This window comes from Vibrio spartinae (genome assembly GCF_024347135.1).
GTDB classification, from domain to species: Bacteria; Pseudomonadota; Gammaproteobacteria; order Enterobacterales; family Vibrionaceae; genus Vibrio; species Vibrio spartinae.
Genome location: NZ_AP024907.1, coordinates 483,570 through 504,857, shown reverse-complemented (window position 1 = coordinate 504,857; position 21,288 = coordinate 483,570). Strand labels below are relative to the sequence as shown.

Annotated in this window: 14 protein-coding genes, 1 tRNA gene and 1 pseudogene; 7 read left to right on the top strand and 9 right to left on the bottom strand. The window is 45.4% G+C overall.

Annotation, left to right across the window (positions count from 1 at the left end):
- Window positions 1–306 precede the first annotated feature (306 nt).
- Together OCU60_RS02280 and OCU60_RS02275 are read right to left on the bottom strand one after the other, a co-directional pair.
- Window positions 307–1,782, bottom strand: coding sequence for a hypothetical protein (locus tag OCU60_RS02280; RefSeq protein WP_074372053.1), 1,476 nt, complete (start codon window positions 1,780–1,782; stop codon window positions 307–309).
- 289 nt (window positions 1,783–2,071) lie between these two features.
- Window positions 2,072–2,156: transfer RNA gene (locus tag OCU60_RS02275), tRNA-Leu, on the bottom strand.
- A gap of 200 nt (window positions 2,157–2,356) precedes the next feature.
- Here OCU60_RS02275 and OCU60_RS02270 point away from each other — a divergent pair.
- Window positions 2,357–2,836 carry an RDD family protein gene (locus OCU60_RS02270; RefSeq protein ID WP_074372054.1) on the top strand — a complete coding sequence of 160 codons (480 nt, stop codon included), beginning with the start codon at window positions 2,357–2,359 and terminating at the stop codon, window positions 2,834–2,836.
- 23 nt (window positions 2,837–2,859) lie between these two features.
- Here the strand turns inward: OCU60_RS02270 and lptG are convergent, their stop codons facing one another.
- Entirely contained in the window at window positions 2,860–3,933 is a 1,074-nt protein-coding gene (gene lptG, locus OCU60_RS02265; RefSeq protein ID WP_074372055.1) for an LPS export ABC transporter permease LptG, read from the bottom strand.
- A complete protein-coding gene (gene lptF, locus OCU60_RS02260) occupies window positions 3,926–5,035 on the bottom strand; it encodes an LPS export ABC transporter permease LptF (protein WP_074372056.1) in 1,110 nt (369 codons plus the stop codon). Before lptF ends, lptG begins: the two co-directional genes overlap by 8 nt.
- A 190-nt stretch (window positions 5,036–5,225) precedes the next feature.
- Here lptF and pepA point away from each other — a divergent pair, with 190 nt between their 5' ends.
- The 3 genes from pepA to OCU60_RS02245 all read left to right on the top strand — a co-directional run bounded on the left by pepA (window position 5,226) and on the right by OCU60_RS02245 (window position 10,213).
- A complete protein-coding gene (pepA, locus tag OCU60_RS02255) occupies window positions 5,226–6,737 on the top strand; it encodes a leucyl aminopeptidase (protein WP_074372057.1) in 1,512 nt (503 codons plus the stop codon).
- Between the two features lie 69 nt (window positions 6,738–6,806).
- On the top strand, window positions 6,807–7,256 hold the full coding sequence (locus tag OCU60_RS02250) for a DNA polymerase III subunit chi (RefSeq protein ID WP_074372361.1): 450 nt from the start codon (window positions 6,807–6,809) through the stop codon (window positions 7,254–7,256).
- 95 nt (window positions 7,257–7,351) lie between these two features.
- The gene (locus OCU60_RS02245; protein ID WP_074372058.1) at window positions 7,352–10,213 is read left to right on the top strand and encodes a valine--tRNA ligase; all 2,862 of its coding nucleotides are present in this window, start codon (window positions 7,352–7,354) and stop codon (window positions 10,211–10,213) included.
- A 94-nt stretch (window positions 10,214–10,307) separates the two neighbouring features.
- Here the strand turns inward: OCU60_RS02245 and OCU60_RS02240 are convergent, their stop codons facing one another.
- The 4 genes from OCU60_RS02240 to rluA form a co-directional block, all read right to left on the bottom strand.
- On the bottom strand, window positions 10,308–11,303 hold the full coding sequence (locus OCU60_RS02240; protein WP_074372059.1) for a M48 family metallopeptidase: 996 nt from the start codon (window positions 11,301–11,303) through the stop codon (window positions 10,308–10,310).
- Window positions 11,303–12,475 (bottom strand): YjgN family protein, encoded by a 1,173-nt coding sequence (locus OCU60_RS02235; protein ID WP_074372060.1) that lies wholly within the window; start codon window positions 12,473–12,475, stop codon window positions 11,303–11,305. The genes OCU60_RS02240 and OCU60_RS02235 overlap by 1 nt, the downstream gene beginning before the upstream one ends.
- A gap of 203 nt (window positions 12,476–12,678) precedes the next feature.
- Window positions 12,679–13,641 (bottom strand): D-2-hydroxyacid dehydrogenase, encoded by a 963-nt coding sequence (locus tag OCU60_RS02230; protein WP_074372061.1) that lies wholly within the window; start codon window positions 13,639–13,641, stop codon window positions 12,679–12,681.
- A gap of 33 nt (window positions 13,642–13,674) precedes the next feature.
- Window positions 13,675–14,412: a bifunctional tRNA pseudouridine(32) synthase/23S rRNA pseudouridine(746) synthase RluA gene (gene rluA, locus OCU60_RS02225; RefSeq protein WP_074372062.1), complete on the bottom strand. Its 738-nt coding sequence runs from the start codon at window positions 14,410–14,412 to the stop codon at window positions 13,675–13,677.
- A gap of 355 nt (window positions 14,413–14,767) precedes the next feature.
- Between rluA and OCU60_RS02220 the strand changes: the two genes are divergently transcribed.
- Window positions 14,768–16,057, top strand: a complete 1,290-nt coding sequence (locus OCU60_RS02220; RefSeq protein WP_074372063.1) for an NRAMP family divalent metal transporter — start codon at window positions 14,768–14,770, stop codon at window positions 16,055–16,057.
- A gap of 118 nt (window positions 16,058–16,175) precedes the next feature.
- Here the strand turns inward: OCU60_RS02220 and rapA are convergent, their stop codons facing one another.
- Window positions 16,176–19,079: an RNA polymerase-associated protein RapA gene (gene rapA, locus OCU60_RS02215; RefSeq protein ID WP_074372064.1), complete on the bottom strand. Its 2,904-nt coding sequence runs from the start codon at window positions 19,077–19,079 to the stop codon at window positions 16,176–16,178.
- A gap of 280 nt (window positions 19,080–19,359) precedes the next feature.
- On the opposite strand from rapA, the pseudogene OCU60_RS23080 reads away from it, so the two are divergent.
- Window positions 19,360–19,539 (top strand): annotated as a pseudogene (locus OCU60_RS23080) (PhoH family protein); the annotation flags it as partial.
- A 170-nt stretch (window positions 19,540–19,709) separates the two neighbouring features.
- Window positions 19,710–21,086, top strand: a complete 1,377-nt coding sequence (locus OCU60_RS02205) for a PhoH family protein (RefSeq protein WP_074372066.1) — start codon at window positions 19,710–19,712, stop codon at window positions 21,084–21,086.
- Window positions 21,087–21,288: the final 202 nt, after the last annotated feature.

Here is a 21,288-nt window from a genome sequence, read left to right as displayed (position 1 = left end):
ATGTATGCAACTGCATCCGCCTACAAGTCAGGTCACTCGTTCATCGACCGGAACGCTACGGATCAATAATGCAGTGCATTACTGTATGATAAAAAACTCAAAAAGTTAAAGGAATTAAAATCACGAAATTGATGTAATTTAAGGAAATAATCAAGCAAAGAAGTACAGATCCATTTGGGAATAGATAAGCAACTGATTTGAACGACATCGTGTGAAGTTATGCGCAGCAAGCGCTATAGATAAAAAAGGGAAGCCTTGGCTTCCCTAATGACATAGAGATGATTAACTTTATTCAGTCAGGAAAAATTACTCCACTTTGAGTACATTCTGAGTACAAATATGACCGAGCGTCACTCCGGGGACGTTAGAGCCACCCACACCAAGTGAAGTTCCCGGAACCAATATTCTCCATAGCCCTGCATCAAAACCGGTTCTATATGTCACTTTACTGTTATACACATAGGCAACTTGCCTGGTAAATAATTCATCCTGGCAATTCTTCCGACCAAGCGTGACCATTCCTTTTGCGGTTCCCGTTTTATCTGTATAAGCAATAGAATTCGATGGATTCCATTCTCCATCAAACAGATTCACATCATATTGTAAAGCAACGGCTGCATTCACTGCCGGTTGTCCGGCGGAGTCAATCAGTTTCACCTGCCAAGTTAGCTGATTATACGCCTGTGTTGTTAAATAAAGTCCTGAGGGGCCATTCGACAATATATTCGGATACATTGATGTCTCGCTCAGTTTTAACCGAACCACATCAGATTCTCCAGCAACCTTACTGGAAGACATAGACGCAACAGATGGGCCAACAAGCACCTGATATTGCTTACTGGGATCAACATTTTTTGCCGGATTATGTGAAACTTGAAGAAGTATTTGTGTGCCTTCCGTAACCGTATAGTGATATGTATTTTCTTCACGTTCAACTGAGCCACTGAGTGCAATAACGTTAAACAACCACTGTTCAGGAGATGCACTTTGATCAATTGTGATATCAATTTTTTTGCCTTTATCGACCGTATAAAGGTAATAATCAACATCCGTTGTTGAATCAATATTCCCCACAATCATGTCCCGTGTTTCAGGTAACAGAGTTGAAGTCTGGGGCGTATCATTCGGTTCATAGGTATCGATGGCCGAATTGACTGAAACACCAAACTGGATGCTGGCATTCTCCGCTGCTTTCGCTTCCATGTACCAATAGTAGTGCCCCGGTTCAACAACTGCGGAAACAACTTCATCAGCATTACCGGGTTGATCAGACGTACCAACCATCAAGAGCTGGTCATTCGCACCGTGCTTGAGCACTGACAATCTCATATCGGTCGTTTTATCTTGGTTGACCAACAATGCCATAATTTTTGACCGCTGTTTGACTTCAAAGTGATAACAATAGACTCCGTCCTTTTGTACACCACTCAACGTATATAAATTCCCCGCCTCTAATGTGTCACATAAAGGCGTCACCGTATCCGCTTCATCTTCAGCGGTTACAGATAGCGGAAGACTTTGTGTCGAGACTTCAGTCACATGTTCAGCTAAGGACTGCAATTTTCCGATTTGAGGCAGGATCGATGCTTTGTCTGACAAATCGAGCGCCATCGGCACAAAAGCGCGACGCTGCACTGAATCAATGGGCGCAACTTGTTTACTCAACCGAGCATGATCGGCTGAGAGTAACTGATCAAAATAAGGCGCTTTTTCAGCGTCAGCCAGCGCATATCCACTGAAAATACTCGGTAATAATAAGAACCATGACAACTGTTTACGCATATTGCCCTCCATAGTGAGTGAATAAAAAATAACTGTATCACCCCATATGCAATTCATTTAAGCCAATTCAGGCCCTTTTTTTACTTTATTTGATCATACATATAATAAACTGATGATTATAAAAACAAATGAATCAATAGATTAAAGTGATGAAGTTGCCGGGAAAAGAGGCGTCGTCAGAAAAGGAAATAAATAGAATGGAAGCAACAAAATGACGATGTCGAAGAAATCATTGACATCCAGATACAACAAAGCCCCGACTTTCGTCGAGGCTTTGTTGTATAAATTATGGTACCGGTGGGCGGACTTGAACCGCCACGCCCGAAGGCAACGGATTTTGAATCCGTCGTGTATACCAATTTCACCACACCGGCATTAAGGGCTACCCCTTTAGTGAGGTGAATTATACGGAAGAAATGAATCAGCGCAATAATAAAAATCGAAAAAAAGCTAAAATTCAATTGATTGTTGATTATTTCACCATAAATAGCAATTTACTCGGTTTATCCTCTTTTTTACCCGCGCAATAATGACTATCCTCTCGGGAATTATTTTACTGAGATATAGATAAACAATGTCACATCAACCTCATCTACAAACCGCTGGCTTTATCCGCCGCATCGGTGCACTTATTTACGATACTTGTCTGATTTTAATCTTAGAAGTTCTGGCAGCAGGCGTGATCGTTGCCATTCTTGAAACGATGGTTGCCATTGGACTAATCCATTATGGTATCTACAAGGATGTCAGCAGTTTCTTAACACACCACCCATTCTGGAGTTCTATATTTACCGCTTATTTAGCAATCATCTGGATCGGTTTTTTTGTGTGGTGTTGGACTCAAAAAGGACAAACACTTGGAATGAAAGCGTGGCGCTTGGTTGTCAGCAATGAAGATGGTACGCCCATCACCATCACACAAGCACTAATTCGCTTATTTACCTCTGGATTCGGTCTATCGAACCTGACCGTCCCGCTCGATCCTCAAAAACGGGGATTCCATGATATTTGGGCTAAAACCAATCTCTATGTCATCCCCAAAGACAAATCGTAAAGCGAGCTGACTCCGCAGAGCGCCTACAATTTCCGACGCAACAGAACCAATGCAACCGAGAGAAAAACGATACTAGGGGCAATCGCCCCGATTGCCGGATGGAAACCGTATACCAGACTCAGTGGCCCAAAAAACTCACTGGAAATATAGAAGGTAAAACCGGCGATCACACCTGACAAGATTCTCGCTCCCATCGTGACACTGCGCAACGGGCCAAAGATGAACGAAAGCGCCATCAACATCATCACTGCAATCGAAATGGGCTGGGTGACTTTACGCCATAATGCCAGCTCATAACGAGACGTATCCTGTTCAGATATTTTCAGGTAATGCACGTAGTCATACAAACCACTGAGGGAGAGTTCTTCTGGTTTGACCGTCACAACCGCTAATTTATTGGGTTCAAGAGACGTGTGCCACGGATAAGTGGCGAACTGCTGTTTCGAAATGACAACTTTATCACTCATATTGGTGATATGGACGTTTTTCATTTCCCACTGCTGGTTACTTGTTTCATAGTCAGCCTCGGTGGCAAAAATCACTTCACGCAACTTCTTGTGTTCGTCAAAACGCCAGATATTCAAACCGTATAGTTTGTCATCATTGACCTTATTGATAAAAATAAAGTCATTGGAGTCTCTGGCCCAAACCCCCATACGTACAGAAAGCAGTTGACCGCCAGACGTGGCAAATGCACGTAAATCACGCGCCATTTTCTGCGCTTGAGGCGCTCCCCACTGCCCTAATAAGGTAATCACAATCATCAATGGCACTGCCGTTTTCAGCACCGAAAGTCCGATATCGAGTTTAGAAAAACCGGAAGCCTGCATCACCACAAGTTCAGAGCTGGCCGCCAACATCCCAAGACCAATCAAAGCCCCCAGCAAAGCTGCCATCGGGAAAAACATTTCGATATCCCGGGGAATACTCAGCACCACAAAATACAACGCCTGAATCAGGTCATAACTTCCCTGACCAACTTTTCGCAGTTGTTCAACATACTTGATAATCCCGGATAAGCCGACAAAAGTGACCAGTACCAAACTGGTTGTCGCAATGATCGTTCGGCCTATATATAAATCTAAAATCTTAAACACGACTTGCCACCTTTCTCTGTCTGTACCGATCTTTCAATCGGCGGACAAATACACTATCCAGGCTATTAATCAATATGGCGGTCCCCAGCAATGCAGCATTCAACGGCCACATCCCGACACCGGGGGGAATCCCACCATCTTCAATGGCTGATTTCGTTGCACTGATCGCTAAGAAATAAGTCAGATAGACTAAAATCGCGGGTCCCATTTTTGCGAATCGCCCTTGCCGGGGATTCACAGCGGACAGCGGAACAACCAGCATAGTCAACAGCGGGATACAAACGACCAGAGAAATCCGCCACTGCAACTCCGCCTGAGCATGGCTATCCGGGTTCCTCAACAGTTCCAGCGTCGGTATCGCTTCCCAGTCACGCCCTCGGTTTTCAACCTTGCGCTGACCAATCAAGCCTTCATATTCATCGAACTTGGTCACCATATAACTGACCTGCGTCGGAATGCCTTCATAACGGGTGCCGTGTTGTAAACTGATGATCTGACGACCATCTTTGAGTTCTTTTACATTTCCCGAATCAGAAAAAATAACACTGGGCAATATCGAGTCTTTCGGTGTCAGCTGCGCTACAAATACATTGCGCAGTTTCTTGTCTTCAATATCATCGATGAAGACCACGGAAGAGCCATCCGGCGTGCGCTGAAAATGTCCTTCCTGAAGTAAATCAACGCTATTTTCAGCCGCGAGTTTATCCATCAACAGCGCCTCACGATCCTGACTCCACGGTGACAGCCAGAGTGAATTAATCGCAGCCGCACTGGCAGTAATAATCGCCAAGTATAATGCCGCACGCACCAGAAACTTATTACCGATGCCGGTTGCGTTCATCACTGTAATTTCACTTTCCGCATACAGCCGGCCAAAGGTAATCAAAATACCAATGTATAAGCTCAATGGCAGCATCAATTGCCCCATCGCCGGCATATTCAATCCAACGATCGAGAAGATCAATCTGGCAGGGATCTCTCCGTCGGATGCATCAGCCAGAACACGGATAAATTTTTGGCTCAAAAACACTAAAAAGAGGATGAAAAAAATCGCCAATTGGCTTTTAAGTGTCTCTCGGATCAAATATCTAACGATAATCACACTGAAATTACCTATGAAAAACTTGTTTTTTTAATCGAATCACTATAATTTTTCGTTGAAACATGTATTTTTTAAAATCTTATGTCTCTCGAAAGCTGAGTAAAATGATTCGGATTTCGCTGTTGTTCAGCCAGTAAGAGTGCATTATCTACGATTTAGTTCTATTTGTCTTCACGATGTAGGAGTACGCATGGAGTTTAGTGTAAAAAGCGGCAGTCCGGAGAAACAACGCAGCGCATGTATTGTTGTCGGAGTATTTGAACCACGCCGACTTTCTCCAGTTGCTGAACAGCTTGATAAAATCAGCGATGGCTATATTAGTTCATTGTTACGACGCGGTGATCTGGAAGGAAAACCGGGACAGATGCTCCTGCTGCATCAAGTTCCGGGCGTGCTTTCCGAACGCGTATTGCTTGTTGGCTGTGGGAAAGAAAGAGAGTTAGGAGAACGTCAGTACAAGGAAATTATCCAGAAGACGATTAGTACCCTGAATGAGACAGGCTCAATGGAAGCCGTATGTTTCTTAACCGAATTGCATGTCAAAAGTCGGGATACATACTGGAAGGTTCGTCAGGCTGTCGAAGCAACCAAAGATAACCTGTATACATTTGACCAGTTTAAAAGTATCAAACCTGAAACACGTCGCCCACTGCGCAAACTAGTGTTCAATGTGCCGACCCGACGGGAGCTGAATCTCGGTGAGAAAGCGATCAATCACGGATTAGCGGTATCTTCCGGGATCCATGCCTGTAAAGATCTCGGCAACATGCCACCGAATATTGCCAATCCAGCTTATCTGGCTTCACAGGCACGTCGTCTCGCTGATGATTACACCAGTGTCACCACCAAAATCATTGGTGAAGAAGAGATGGAAAAGCTAGGCATGACGTCCTACCTTGCCGTCGGACGAGGTTCTAAGAATGAATCGATGATGTCGGTGATCGAATACAAAGGACATCCAGATCCAGAAAGCAAACCCGTCGTTCTGATTGGTAAAGGGCTGACGTTTGACTCTGGCGGCATTTCATTGAAACCCGGTGAAGCCATGGATGAAATGAAATATGACATGTGTGGTGCAGCCTCGGTTTTCGGCACGATGAAAGCGATTGCCGCATTGAATCTGCCACTCAACGTGACCGGTATTCTCGCAGGTTGTGAAAACATGCCGGGCAGTAATGCGTACCGCCCCGGAGATATTCTGACAACCATGTCCGGACAAACGGTTGAAGTGTTGAATACTGATGCAGAAGGACGCTTGGTTCTCTGTGACGCACTGACCTACGCGGAACGTTTTGAGCCTGATTGTGTGGTCGATGTTGCGACGCTGACCGGTGCCTGTGTGATTGCATTGGGTCACCATATCAGTGGTGTGATGTCCAATCATAATCCGTTGGCACATGAGTTGATCAATGCATCAGAGCAATCCAGCGACCGGGCATGGCGCTTACCGATTGCCGATGAATATCAAGAGCAGTTAAAGAGTCCGTTTGCAGATATGGCGAACATTGGTGGTCGTCCGGGCGGTGCCATTACCGCAGGATGCTTCTTGTCTAAGTTTGCCAAAAAATATAACTGGGCTCATATTGATATTGCAGGTACAGCTTGGCGCAGCGGTGCACTGAAAGGTTCAACGGGACGCCCTGTCCCACTGCTGGTTCAGTTCTTACTCAATCGTAGTGGGCTGATTGAGAACGAAGAGTAACTGTATGGTTACCGAACGGAAGAGGGTCATACCGACCCTCTTTATTTTTGATGTTTGTCCGACATGCCAATGAAAACAGCCACATTTTATCTGATTTCACCTGATAGCCGTCAGGCACAGCCCGAAGGATTTCGGGAATATGTGCTCTTTCTCGCCCAATACTTTGCGCATCAAGGGGCAAAGATTTATCTGAACTGCCATCATCGAGATGAAGCAGAATTGTTTGCCGAGCTTTTCTGGCAAGTCCCTGCTGAAACGTTTCTGGCACATAACCTCGTCGGAGAAGGGCCGAAAAATGGCACTCCCGTTGAAATCGGTTATCCGCAGGTATCCCCGTCCCGGAATCGGCAAATCGTCATAAATATGGCAGAAAATAACACAACCTTTGCGGATCGCTTTACAGAGGTGATAGACTTCGTTCCTTGCGAAAAAAATGCCAGACATTTGGCCAGAGAACGGTATAAAATCTACCGTCAAAACGGGTATAAGCTCCAAACAATTGAAATCGCTTACCCATGATTGAAAAACATTATTGCTCAGGTTTTCTGCGTACAGAGACCTCAGTCATAACGTTTAATCCCGATTAATTCAGACAGTATCCAGCTAAGAGCACTATGGAAAAGACATATAACCCGACATCAATTGAACAAGCTCTCTATCAGACTTGGGAAAAGCAAGGCTATTTCAAGCCTAGCGGTGACACATCAAAAGCATCTTATAGCATTATGATTCCGCCACCGAACGTCACAGGTAGCCTGCATATGGGTCATGCCTTCCAAGATACCATCATGGATACCCTAACCCGTTGTCAGCGGATGAAGGGAAACAATACGCTCTGGCAAGTCGGAACCGATCATGCGGGTATTGCAACGCAGATGGTTGTCGAACGCAAAATCGCTGCAGAAGAAGATAAAACCAAACACGATTACGGTCGGGATGCCTTTATTGACAAGATCTGGGAATGGAAAGGTGAATCTGGCGGAACGATCACACAACAGCTACGTCGCTTAGGCGCTTCAGTCGATTGGGATCGTGAGCGTTTCACCATGGACAAAGGCTTTTATGCTGCCGTTCAAGAAGTCTTTATCCGACTGTATGAGGATGACTTGATCTATCGGGGTAAACGTCTGGTCAACTGGGATCCGAAACTGCATACGGCTATCTCTGATCTCGAAGTTGAAAACAAAGATAAAAAAGGCCATATGTGGCACTTCCGCTATCCATTAGCTGATGGCGCGAAAACAGCAGATGGCAAAGACTATATTGTGGTTGCAACAACACGTCCTGAAACCATGCTGGGAGATACAGGTGTTGCAGTCAATCCCGAAGATCCGCGTTATCAAGATCTGATTGGCAAGCAGATCATGTTACCGCTCGTCAATCGTCGTATTCCGATTGTCGGTGATGAACATGCCGATATAGAAAAAGGGACGGGTTGTGTAAAAATCACCCCGGCCCATGACTTCAATGACTATGAAGTCGGCAAGCGCCACAACCTGCCGATGATCAACATTTTTACTTTTGATGCCAATATCCGTCAAGACGCTGAAGTCTTTACCAGTAAAGGGGAACCCAGCGAAGATTATCCATCTGAGTTGCCGGAGAAATACCAAGGCGTTGAGCGGTTTGCTGCCCGGAAACTCATCGTCGCTGAGTTTGAGTCACTCGGTTTGCTCGAAGCAATCAAAGATCATGACTTGACGATTCCGTATGGTGATCGCGGTGGTGTGGTGATCGAACCGATGCTGACCGATCAGTGGTATGTTCGTACAGCCCCGCTGGCAGGTGTTGCAACCAAAGCGGTTGAAGACGGTGAAATTCAGTTTGTCCCCAAACAGTATGAAAACATGTACTTTTCTTGGATGCGTGACATTCAAGACTGGTGTATTTCACGCCAGCTATGGTGGGGACATCGCATTCCGGCATGGTACGACAATCAGGGGAATGTTTACGTTGGCCGTGATGAAGAAGAAGTGCGTCGTAAACATGCCATGGCAGCAGATGTTGAACTCCATCAGGATGAAGACGTGCTGGATACATGGTTCTCTTCTGCACTGTGGACCTTCGGTACACTAGGATGGCCGGAACAAACACCTGAACTCAAAATGTATCACCCGTCAGATGTACTGGTCACAGGCTTTGATATTATTTTCTTCTGGGTTGCCCGGATGATCATGATGACGATGCATTTCATTAAAGACGAAAACGGCAAACCACAGGTACCGTTTAAAACGGTTTATGTGACCGGACTGATTCGGGATGAAAACGGCGATAAAATGTCGAAGTCCAAAGGTAATGTGTTGGATCCTATCGATATGATCGACGGGATTGACCTTGAATCACTGGTCACCAAGCGAACCGGCAATATGATGCAGCCTCAACTGGCAGCCAAAATCGAGAAGAATACGCGTAAGACTTTCGAAAATGGTATCGAAGCTTATGGCACCGATGCGCTGCGTTTCACACTGGCCGCGATGGCGTCAACCGGACGGGATATCAACTGGGACATGAAGCGTCTGGAAGGTTACCGGAACTTCTGTAACAAACTCTGGAATGCCAGCCGCTATGTCCTGATGAATACCGAAGATCAAGATTGTGGATTCGCACCGGATGCACAGCTTGAATACTCGCTGGCCGATCAATGGATCGAATCTCAGTTTGAACTGGCCGCCAAAAACTTTAATCTCCATATCGATAACTTCCGTCTCGATATGGCAGCCAATACCCTGTACGAGTTTATTTGGAACCAATTCTGTGACTGGTATCTGGAACTGACCAAACCCATTTTGTGGAAAGGCACTGAAAATCAGCAGCGTGCAACTCGCCGTACCTTGATTACCGTACTGGAGAAAACGCTGCGTCTCGCTCATCCCGTCATTCCTTATATTACTGAAACGATCTGGAAGAGTATCAAACCGCTTATTGCTGGTATTGAAGGGGAAACCATCATGTTGCAGGCGCTGCCGCAGTATGATGAAGCAAACTTCCACCAGGAAGCGCTCGATGACATTGAATGGGTGAAATCTTTTATTACCAGCATTCGTAACCTGCGTGCCGAATACGATATTAATCCGGGTAAGCCGCTGTCTGTCATGCTCAAAGCCACCAATGAAAACGATGCGGCTCGTCTGGCAGCAAACCAGCAGGTGTTAACATCTCTGGCAAAACTGGCAGATGTGCGTGTCTTAAACGCAGATGAAGAAACACCGGCATGTGCGACCGCATTAGTGGGTAAATCTGAACTGATGATTCCAATGGCGGGTTTGATTGATAAAGTTGCGGAGCTGGATCGTCTCGCCAAAGAGATTGCCAGAACGCAGGGTGAAATCAAACGGATCGAAGGCAAACTCGGTAATGAAGGCTTTGTCGCCAAAGCACCGGAAGCGGTTGTTGCCAAAGAGCGGGAGAAACTCGCTGCCTATCAAGAAGCATTGGTGAAACTAGAAGAACAACAAACGACGATTGCAGCGCTGTAATCGCCAAGATGGCAGAGACAAAAACAGCGGCATTGCCGCTGTTTTTTTATTGCACCAAACCATCGATTGTCATCAAATCCATCGGGGTGTTTTCCTATGGCTTGCGCATCGATTCAATCCGTTCAGAGAAATTTGGATGAGAACTCAGCCAGTCCGGCATATGTTGCATTTGCTGCTGTCGAAGCAATTCAAACATCGCGGCCATTGGCTCACTGGTATGATAAGTCTTCAACATTGCCTGTTTAGCAAACTGATCGGCCTGACGCTCCATATCTCGCGATAAACCCGTACTCATCACAAAAACACCGGCACCGATCATCTGATGTACGACACCTGACGTATCCCCGGTCAACGAAGCCACGACGACAGCCGTCAAACTCGACTCAACCAAACGCGTCATCATATGACGATGATAAACGTGCCCCATCTCATGCAAAATCACCCCATCGAGTTGCTGATCGCTTTGTGCAAGTTCAACCAAAGGATCAAGCAGTACGATTTTGCCCCCGGGCAACGCGAATGCGTTGGCGATCTCACTGTCGCGAAACTCAATCTGTACAGGGAAAGGCATTGGAGGGAGTTGCTGTTGGAGTACAGCGATCCGCTTGCTGATGATTTGTTGCTGCTTCACCGGAATCTGGCTCGTTTCAAACTGTTCATCCAACTGATCGAGGATTTTTTCTCCGACGAAAACAGGGACACGATCAGGTAGCATTCGAGCCGCATAATGACTCACCCATGGAATCCCATAGCGATAACCGGCAAACAGCATTGCGATACAGAAAGCAATACTCACTAAAATCAACCATAGGTTAGATTCAATCTGACGGATTCTGAGCGATTTCTTGCCCTTCTTTTGCAGCAAACAGTCGATATCTTCATTCTGCTCAGGGACAAAAACCCACCCATCGGGAAAAGAGACCCGCACAGGGAGATTGCCCACACTGTCACTAAGCGTCAACAGCTCAAACGAAGTCTGACTGACTAACTGGTTATCACAACGCAGTTCGATTTGTTCTCCGGAGATTTCGATATCCGCAGAACACCGCTGTGACAAACGGGGCGGATAAGCCGCCCCTACCACTCGCATTATCCAATTCCTAAATTGATATCAAAGGCTTGCACCAGCTCATCTCCCAGTGCAGAGCGCACATCAGAATCTTGATCCACAGCCTTGATCATCTCTAAATCACCGATCACTTGTGTCTGCTCGGCGGCATAATTCGCCATACGAACTTTCACCCACGGATGTGCTAGCCCTAAGGTGAAAATTAACCCCAGTATGTTTGTCAATAATAATCCCACATACTTCAACACTGAGAAGCTAGAATTGAGCTTAAGTGACTGGTTCTCCAATGAAACCGACGTTTGAGAATAAACGTAATTTCGAATCCGGACACTCATATAAGCAGCAGAAATCATCCCGATAATAATCAACAAGAGGTAGCCAAGGATAATACTGCCGAACATGGTGTCATTCATCGAATACATGAAAAGGTCGATATCCATGATGATATTCATCACCATTGAATAAAAGAAAATGCAGCCAAGCACTAACATCATCAACACACCACTAATAAAAATACCGATCGCACCTAAGTTGATGAAAAATAATTTTTTACTGGTCAGAATCGCTGAAAACTCAGCATTACCGTATCGGTAGCCATTCATAAAATAGCGCCATACTCCGGTCATCACCCATGCTTGAATAAATGCACATAGCGCAACGAAAGCAATTGCCATCACGACAATCAACAAGACACTATTGACCATCCTTGTGATAACCACGATAACAGAAATTCCCAGAATGAACCCAAGAATTGCAACTACACCACGCCCCATAAAGGTGATATAAGCTTGTTTCAGTGTGCCTGCAAAAGCAAAGTGGGTATTTCGGTAACTGGTCATTGCCGAATCAAACCGGACATTACTCCACATCATCCAAGGCAATACCAGATAAAACAAAATTAATAAGACAGCAGACGCCACTTCAGAGACAGAACTTAACATCACCCACATTAATAAACACAGCATGGCAACAGCACGCCCTTTGAGGATTTGTTTCGGTGTCCCGTGATATTCAAAGTTATCTTCAGCGAGATATGTATTTCCATAAAAATAACGTTTGGTTCTTACTTTGGCCCAAGCCGAATAGACTCCCAAAGTCACTACGGAGAGCAAAATATTCACAATCCAAATGCCAAAAAACTCCCCAGTCCGTCCATTAAAACGGAGAGGATTCACAGTATTATTTTCGTTCATGAGTCAATCCTGACGTTACATTCAATAAATACCAAATCACCGTCGTGATGATTTGGCTAAATCATATAAAGTAGCCATATTATCAACAATGCAAATATTCTGCACCTGTCTACATGACAAGCTCATAAATGTGAGAAGCCTTGCCAAAAAATAGCGCACAGATATCCAAATTTACTTATTTAACGTGATGATATTCATCATGACTAAACAATTCGGTTCTGCTTTTGTCCTTGATAAAATACGACAATATTTTCGATTAATCGCTGAACCAGTTGCTGAATTGCTGAATCACTTCCCCAAGCAATATGAGGCGTCAATAATAGATTCGGTAAATCAATATTGGCGAGCAGTGGATTGTGCTCATCGGCAGGCTCCTGCGTAAATACATCGACCCCGGCGGCAGCAATGGTGCCAGACGTCAACGCATCAACCAGTGCAGATTCATCCACAAGCCCACCTCTTCCGGTATTGATTAGAATCGCGTTGGCTTTCATCATGGATAACTCATCCGCACCAAGCAGATGATGGGTTTCTTCGGTTAAAGGGCAATGTAATGAGACCACATCAGCCTGACGTAACACAGTTTCAAACCGCAAAAGTCCTTCTCGGCAAACCGACGCGTCTTTATGTTCAGCAAAGATAACCTGCATCCCAACCGCCCGGGCCAGTTCAGCCGTTGCTTGTCCCAGCGCACCATGACCGATAATACCGATGGTGCTATCGGCCACATCACCGATTGGATGAGTGAAAAAACAGAACTGACGATGCTGTTGCCAAGCTCCCCGGGCAATATCATGATGATAGGCCATCAAATGACGACGGAGTGCGAATATCATCCCGATCACATGTTCGGGCACAGAACGTGTCGCATATCCCTGCACATTCGTGACCGCGATGTTATGCGCCCGACAATACTCGATATCAACATTGTTCACACCGGTTGCCGCAACAGCAATCAGGCGTAATTTGGGGAGTTGAGACAATGAATCTGCGTTGAGCACCACTTTGTTGGTAATAATTATGTCTGCATCGCGAACTCTCTCCAGTAACTGCGACGATGATGTTTCATCATAGCTTACCCACTGATGTTCAAAAGGAAGCTCAGGAAAATGAATATGGGCAGGGATCGTGGCTCGATCAACAAATACGACTTGCGGTAATGACATCCTTTTCTCCTTATCTGAGTTGGGGAGTCCGACTTATGGCCTCGGCAATGTCTTATAATCCGGCAGTTTTCTCTCTGGGTCAAAATATTCGAAAATAATTTCTTCCGCTGGCGGATAAAACTCACACGGCACGAATATGCGTCTCAACCAATGATTTTTGGGATGATAGAAACTCAGTTCTGCGGCATGTAAATGGAGCCGTGATGCAAACGCTTGGGCAGCTTCAGGCGCATAAAACTCATCCCCCACAATCGGATGACCCATTGCCAGCATGTGAACCCGTAACTGGTGGGAGCGCCCCGTCACCGGGAAAAGACGGACAACCGTCGTCAACGCTTCTCTTGCGACCACCTGAAATAAAGTCCGGGACGGCTTACCGGTTTCAAAACAAACTTTCTGACGGGGACGATTCGGCCAGTCACAGATCAACGGTAAGTCCACTTCCCCCTCATCCTGCGCAACGTTGCCCCACACCCGCGCATAATAGACCTTATGCGTTAATCGATACTGAAACTGTTTTTTCAATGCACTTTCTACATGTTTATTCTTGGCAAACAGCATCAGTCCGGACGTCGCCATATCCAGACGGTGAACCACCTGAATTTCGGGATAATCATCCACTAAGCGAGCCCACATACTGTCATAGTGCTGCGGATCTTTGCCGGGCACAGAAAGCAAGCCAGACGGTTTATTGACCGCCAAAATATGCTCATCTTGATAAATAATCTCCGTCCACGGTGTTGTCGGAGGCGTATACGATGTCATTGCCATATCAGCATCTCTAGGGGAAAAACGCGCTGCATTATATACCGAAATCAACGCAAGATGCAGTTCGGTTGATCTGGCTTCGCATGTAAGGTCAACATGAGAAAATGATCACGAAGAGATCGTACCATGGCATGATTCGTCCCTATTTCTTAACATTTATGTATATATAAATTGACACATACTATAAATGTGATATTCATGTGTTTTATTGACAAAATAACAAAAATACGCATGAACAACATAGCGTGCATGATCAATCTGTCGTCATCAACGATAGCACAAACACACACAATAAAAACGACACAACATCGCAGCAAATAATTGCTTCAAACTATTTGCTTCAAACTAAGGAACAAGAATGGAAAATGCTGCCGCTTATCCCTCTCCACAAGGATTTTCATTGTCCAGAGTGATCAAATCACTCGGTCCCGGAATTATGATGGCTGCTGCTGCCGTCGGTGGATCGCATCTCGTGGCATCAACCAAGGCTGGGGCAATCTATGGCTGGCAACTGGCAGCCTTAATCTTGCTCGTGAACATTTTTAAATATCCTTTTTTCCGAGCGGGTATTCAATACACGATGGGCACAGGGGAATGTCTGGTGCACGGTTATGCACAACTCGGCAAACCTTACCTGTGGATTTTCATGCTGCTGAGTATCATTTCGGCCGTGATCAATACGGCAGCCCTGACGCTCTTTAGTGCCAGCCTGCTGGGATATTTCATGCCGTTTGACTTATCCAGCCTGACTTTATCGATCATTGTCGTCACCACCTGTTTGATCATTTTATTTGCCGGCCACTATAAAGCACTCGATTCACTGGCGAAAATGATCATGGCAGTGCTCACCATTGCCACGCTATCAGCAGTCGTGATTGCAATCGGACATCCTGTTGCAACCGTGGCCAACGCACCCGATCCATCACCTTGGACACTGGCGGCGATCGGCTTTCTGGTTGTGACGATGGGATGGATGCCGGCCCCCATTGAGATTTCGAGCCTTACCTCAATCTGGCTGAAAAATCAGTGTGCCCAGCAAAATGTCACACCGAAATCAGCGCTGTTCGATTTTAATGTCGGCTATATCGGGACTGCGATTCTGGCCATTATCTTTCTGGCGCTCGGGGCATTACTGATTCATGGTACGGGCACCGAATTATCGAAATCAGGCATTGGATTTACCCACCAGTTAGTTAACTTATACGCATCGACTATTGGTGAATGGGCGCGTTACCTGATTGCCATCATCGCTTTCTTCTGTATTTTTGGCAGTACGATTACGGTCATCGATGGCTATTCCCGAGTAATAGCAGAGTCACAACGTCTGTTAAAACAACAGGCGACCGATGAGAAAACAGATGAGAAAAAACATCGTTATCTCTTGCCCTGGATGCTGATCGTTTCAGTAGCAGCGCTGAGCATTCTTGCTTTTGCCAAATCAGCGTTACTGCCGATGCTGAATTTCGCCATGGTCATGGCATTCGTCACAACGCCCGTTTTTGCCCTGCTCAATTATATTCTGGTCACCAGAACACCATTGCCTGAATCATTGACACTGGGACCTAAAATGAAATTATTGTCGATTACCGGGCTGATTTATCTATTTGGCTTCTTGGCTCTCTTCCTCTGGTGGAAATGGTTCGTGTAAGCGGTCAACACTCTCTGTTCAGTACTCCTGAGTATCAAAAAAGCCATCATTGCTGATGGCTTTTTTTGTGCTTATTTTGTGCATCAGTCGAATACGACTGACCGATGTCAAAACACAATCATTGATGTGAAACCACAATTAAGCGTAATGAATCCAACTGATACTGCGCTTGCTGAATCAACACGGACAAGACTGAAATCTGATTACCCAGAATCTCAACCTCTGCTTCCCGAATATTAGGATTGACCGCTTTCAGGGCCTGTAAACGTTCAAGCTCACGATTCAATACCGATGCCATCTCCTGTTGTGCAGCTTGTCGAATGCTCTCCACTTTCGACTGGATCACCACTTCACTTCTCTGAATCAGTTGATGAACCTCTTGCTGAACAGAAGTCACCAGCTTGTTCGCTAAATGGCGATTCACCGGACTAAGCTGGCGATTGAATCCTTCGAATGCCACCTGTGACGACAGGTCATTGCCCTGAGCATCCAGCATCAGACGGATTGGTGTTTTAGGCAAAAAGCGGCCGATACCACTGCTTTTGGGTGCCTGAGCATCCACGACATAGACTAACTCGAGTAAGATCGTCCCGACCGGCAGTGCTTTATTCTTCAACAAAGATACGGCTGATGTCCCGACGCCCTCACTCAGCAGGAGATCAATCCCCCCCTGAATCATCGGATGCTCCCACGTCATAAAGTGGATATCTTCCCGCGAAAGTGCGGTTTCCCGCTCAAATGTAATCGTCGCACCTTCATAAGGTAACCCCGGATAACTCGGCACCATCATGTGCTCAGAAGGAGTCACCACCAGCGTATGCTCACCGCGATCATCCTGATCCAGTCCGATGATATCGAACAAGTTCAGCGCAAAAGCGACCAGTTCGGTATCACCGTCAGTTGCTGCAATATCACGGACAATTTGTTCGGCTTTTTCACCCCCATGAGAATGCATTTCCAATAAACGATCTCGCCCGTGTTCCAGTGCGGCTTTCAAGTCATGATTCATCTTACGGGCATCCGCAATCAACGCTTCTAACAGATGCTCATCTGATGCAGATAGCAGCGCCATCAAGCGCTCAGCAAAGGCTTCAAATACGCTATTCCCTGTCGGGCAAGTTTCCGCAAAAGCATTCAAGCCTTCGTGATACCAACGGGCGATAACCTCTTGTGAGGCGCCCTGTAAATAAGGTACATGGATCTCAACATCCTGCTTTTGACCAATCCGATCCAGACGTCCGATACGCTGTTCCAACAGGTCAGGGTTCATCGGTAAATCAAACATGACCAACTGGCTGGCAAACTGGAAATTTCGTCCTTCAGAACCAATCTCACTACAAACCAGAACCTGAGCTCCACCTTCATCCTGAGCAAAATAGGCGGCCGCTTTATCACGTTCAATAATCGACATTTCTTCATGGAAAACCGTCGCCCGAATTCCTTCCCGCTCACGCAATGCCTGTTCAATCTGAAGTGCGGTCTCCGCCTTGGCGGCTATCACCAAAATTTTATCACTGCGCTTCGACTTCACTTTATCGAGCAGCCAATTGATACGCGGATCAAACATCCACCACACCTGTGAGCTATGCGCCTGAGCGTGATAAGCATGCTCCGGATACATACCGCTTTCGATTTTCAGGTGGGCAGCATCAAGTGAAGCAATATATTGTTCAATGAAGTCTAGATATTCCAGTGGCTGCGCCAGTGGAATCAGATTGACACAACGCTGTGGAAATCCCTGAATAGAGGCGCGCGTATTACGAAACAGCACTCGCCCGGTCCCATGACGGTCCATCAAGTTACCAATTAACTCATCTCTCGCACTGACTTTTTCTTCACGGCTGGTATTGCCGTCAATGATCCGGAAAAGCGGTTCGACATCCTGCTCAGAAAGCAGCTCGACAATATGATTTTTCGATTCATTGGATAACGCCCGCTCTTCAGTCAGGGCAGAGACGGCCTCAGCCACTGGTTCATAAGACGCCTCTTCTTTAATAAATGCCTCAAAGTCATAAAAACGGTCAGGATCTAATAAACGCAATCGGGCAAAGTGACTTTCCCGGCCAAGCTGTTCAGGCGTCGCAGTCAATAACAAAACACCGGAAATCTGTTGTGCCAGCGCTTCAACAATCAGATATTCAGGGCTAGGCTGATCAACTTCCCACGCCAGATGATGCGCTTCATCGACAATCATCAAATCCCAGCTTGCCGCTTTGGCTTGCTCAAAACGCTGCGGATATTGGCGAAGGAAATCAAGGGAACAGAGAACATACTGCTGAGTCTCAAACGGATTTTCAGCCTCACTCTGTGACTCAATACAGCGTTCTTCATCAAAAATAGAAAAGTGCAGGTTAAAACGACGCATCATTTCGACCAGCCACTGATATTGGAGTGTTTCAGGAACCACGATCAAAATTCTTTCTGCTCTGCCTGCCAAGACTTGTTGGTGGATGATCATTCCCGCTTCAATCGTTTTACCCAACCCAACTTCATCAGCCAGAAGAACGCGAGGTGCATGACGTCGCCCGACCTCATGAGCAATGTAAAGTTGGTGGGCAATCAAACCGACACGGCCACCACAAAGTCCGCGCATTGGGCTTTTATGCTGCTGATGCTGATTGACTAATGCGTGGTAACGCAATGCGAAATTGTCCATCCGATCAATCTGACCGGCAAACAGTTTATCCTGAGGTTTATTAAATCGAATTTGGTGGCTTAAAAATATTTCTCGCAATTCAACTTGTGTTTCCTGCGTATCCTGACGGGTACCGATATAAGTGAGCACCCCATTTTCGTCATTCACCTGTTCAATCAGTAACGTCCATCCTTCTTGGCAATCGACGGCATCACCCGCATGAAAAATAACTCGGGTGACTGGTGCATCGTGGCGTGCATAAACCCGATTCTCTTCTGATGCAGCAAACATTAATGTGACGGTTCGGTCATCTAATGCCACCACAGTCCCTAATCCTAAATCGCTTTCGGTATCACTTATCCAACGCTGCCCCAACGCAAAAGCCATGAATCAACCACCTCATTTTGATCTAAAGTATCACTAAAAAAATCTGCCCTTCACTCATCCGTATCATTATGACCGTGATTCCAACAAGGTGCAGAAAATGGGGGCTCATCTTACTTGATGCTGTGATACAGGTCACGTGAAATCCACTACGCTGCGGGATGACATAAAAATGTAAAAAAATGATGTCATTTGTAAATTGATTGATTGCTATACTTACATCATTCGGTATACAGGAAATCATGGCTTTCAGAATGTGAAACTGGGCAGCAAGGAGACGCTTATGGGCGATACTGACCGGAAACGATTTGTCTTGGATAACAATATCCTCCCCCCTGAACCGCTGGCAATTTATTCCTTCCAGCAACATGATGTGCCCCTTCCAATCCCCTCTTCAGAACTCAATCGAATTCAAGACGGTAAACCTGATACCACATGGGATACTCAGGTCACAATCCGTGCTTCGGACTCTCAATACCAGAAAAGAAACTATCGGTGTCAAAAAGGACAATACATTCGAACGATACAGACCTTCAAAACGCAGTGCCTGTTCTCTCACGGCAGAGATGAAATCATTGGATAAATCATGATGGCAGAAACAGCGGTCTTTCCATTCTATGTAGGAAACATATTATGATATCAAGAACCAACACCCCCCGAGTTTTAGATACTTCAGCATTAGTCCACGACCCGAAAAGTTTACTCGCATATCAAGATGATGTTTATATTTGTTTAACCGTACTCGAAGAACTGGACAATCTAAAAGAACGCAGAGAAAAATCAGTCAGTGCCGATGCTCGCGTCTGTATACGAATGCTCGAAGATTTAGTCAATGGTCATAATGCAGAAGAATTACAAGCAGGAATTGAACTGCCATCGAGTGAAATCGGTAAAAGAGGTAAATTATTCATTGCTGTAGATACCAATATTGAAGTCGAAGAATCCCTTCGTCACGGTATTGGTAGTGATGCGGATAACCATATTATTAATTTCGCATTCCAATTACAGAAAAAGCTCGGCAGAGATGTGTCGTTGGTCAGCCGTGATATCAATATGCGACTGAAAGCTCGGACGATTGGCGTATTCTCCGAAGATGTTCCGATTGATAATCAAATTACCGACATCGACTTACTTTATTCCGGAGTGCAATATTTTGAAGGTGATTTATTTAATCGGATAGAGACGGATAAAGATTTCAAACTATCCGGAGATTGTTATCAATTCGATCGCCATTTATTTAATGAAGACGTTCAAAGAAATATGTACTGGTTTGATGATGAAAATCATATCGGGGTTGTGACACAAGTAACCCCCACACATGTCATCACCAAACTTTTACCGAAAAAACAGGGAAGGGTCTGGGGTATCAGCCCTAAAAATCAAAGGCAAGCCATTGCATTAAATCAGTTAACCGACCCCAATTATGACCTGAATATTATGCTTGGCCCTGCGGGATCAGGAAAAACATTCCTAGCGGTCGCAGCCGCATTACATCAAGTGATCGAAACAAAGCAATATAAAAAAATTGTCGTGGTCAGAAGCCGGGATTTTATGGATGACGATCCGGGCTTTTTACCCGGTGACTTAAAAGAGAAATCTCTCCCGCTCATGGTCGGTATCACTGATGCGCTTGTATCCATGCATTCAGGCGAAGGTGAGGACTGTAATGTCCACGAAACAGTCGAGCACATTATCGAGCGGGCTAATATTGAATTTACCAGTATGGCTTACTTCAGAGGCCGCTCGCTTGACGATGCCGTTTTAATCATAGATGAAGCACAGAATATGACTCGTGCGCAAGTCAAAGGAATGCTGAGCAGAGGCGGAAAAAATTGTAGAACGATATTACTTGGCAATCTGAGTCAGATTGACGATAAGTTTGTGAGTGCCGCATCCAGTGGTTTATCCGCAGCGGTCAATGTTTATAAAAACTATGAAAAAGGTTCTATTCTCATCTTTGATGAAGTAGAAAGAAGCTCACTTGCTGAATTCACAGAAACATACTTCTAAATTTTAAACTGAAAGGCTCACAGCGACGATTTCATTGTGAGCCTGTTCTTTAACTAGCCTACATATTTATAAAAAATATTCATTAAAGATCTTATAACCCAGATAGAACTGTTCAAAAATCAAACGTTATAAATTTAGTGAATATAAATATCCAATCACAAATAACAAAAAAAACATTAACAAAAGCCTTAAATGAGATTTA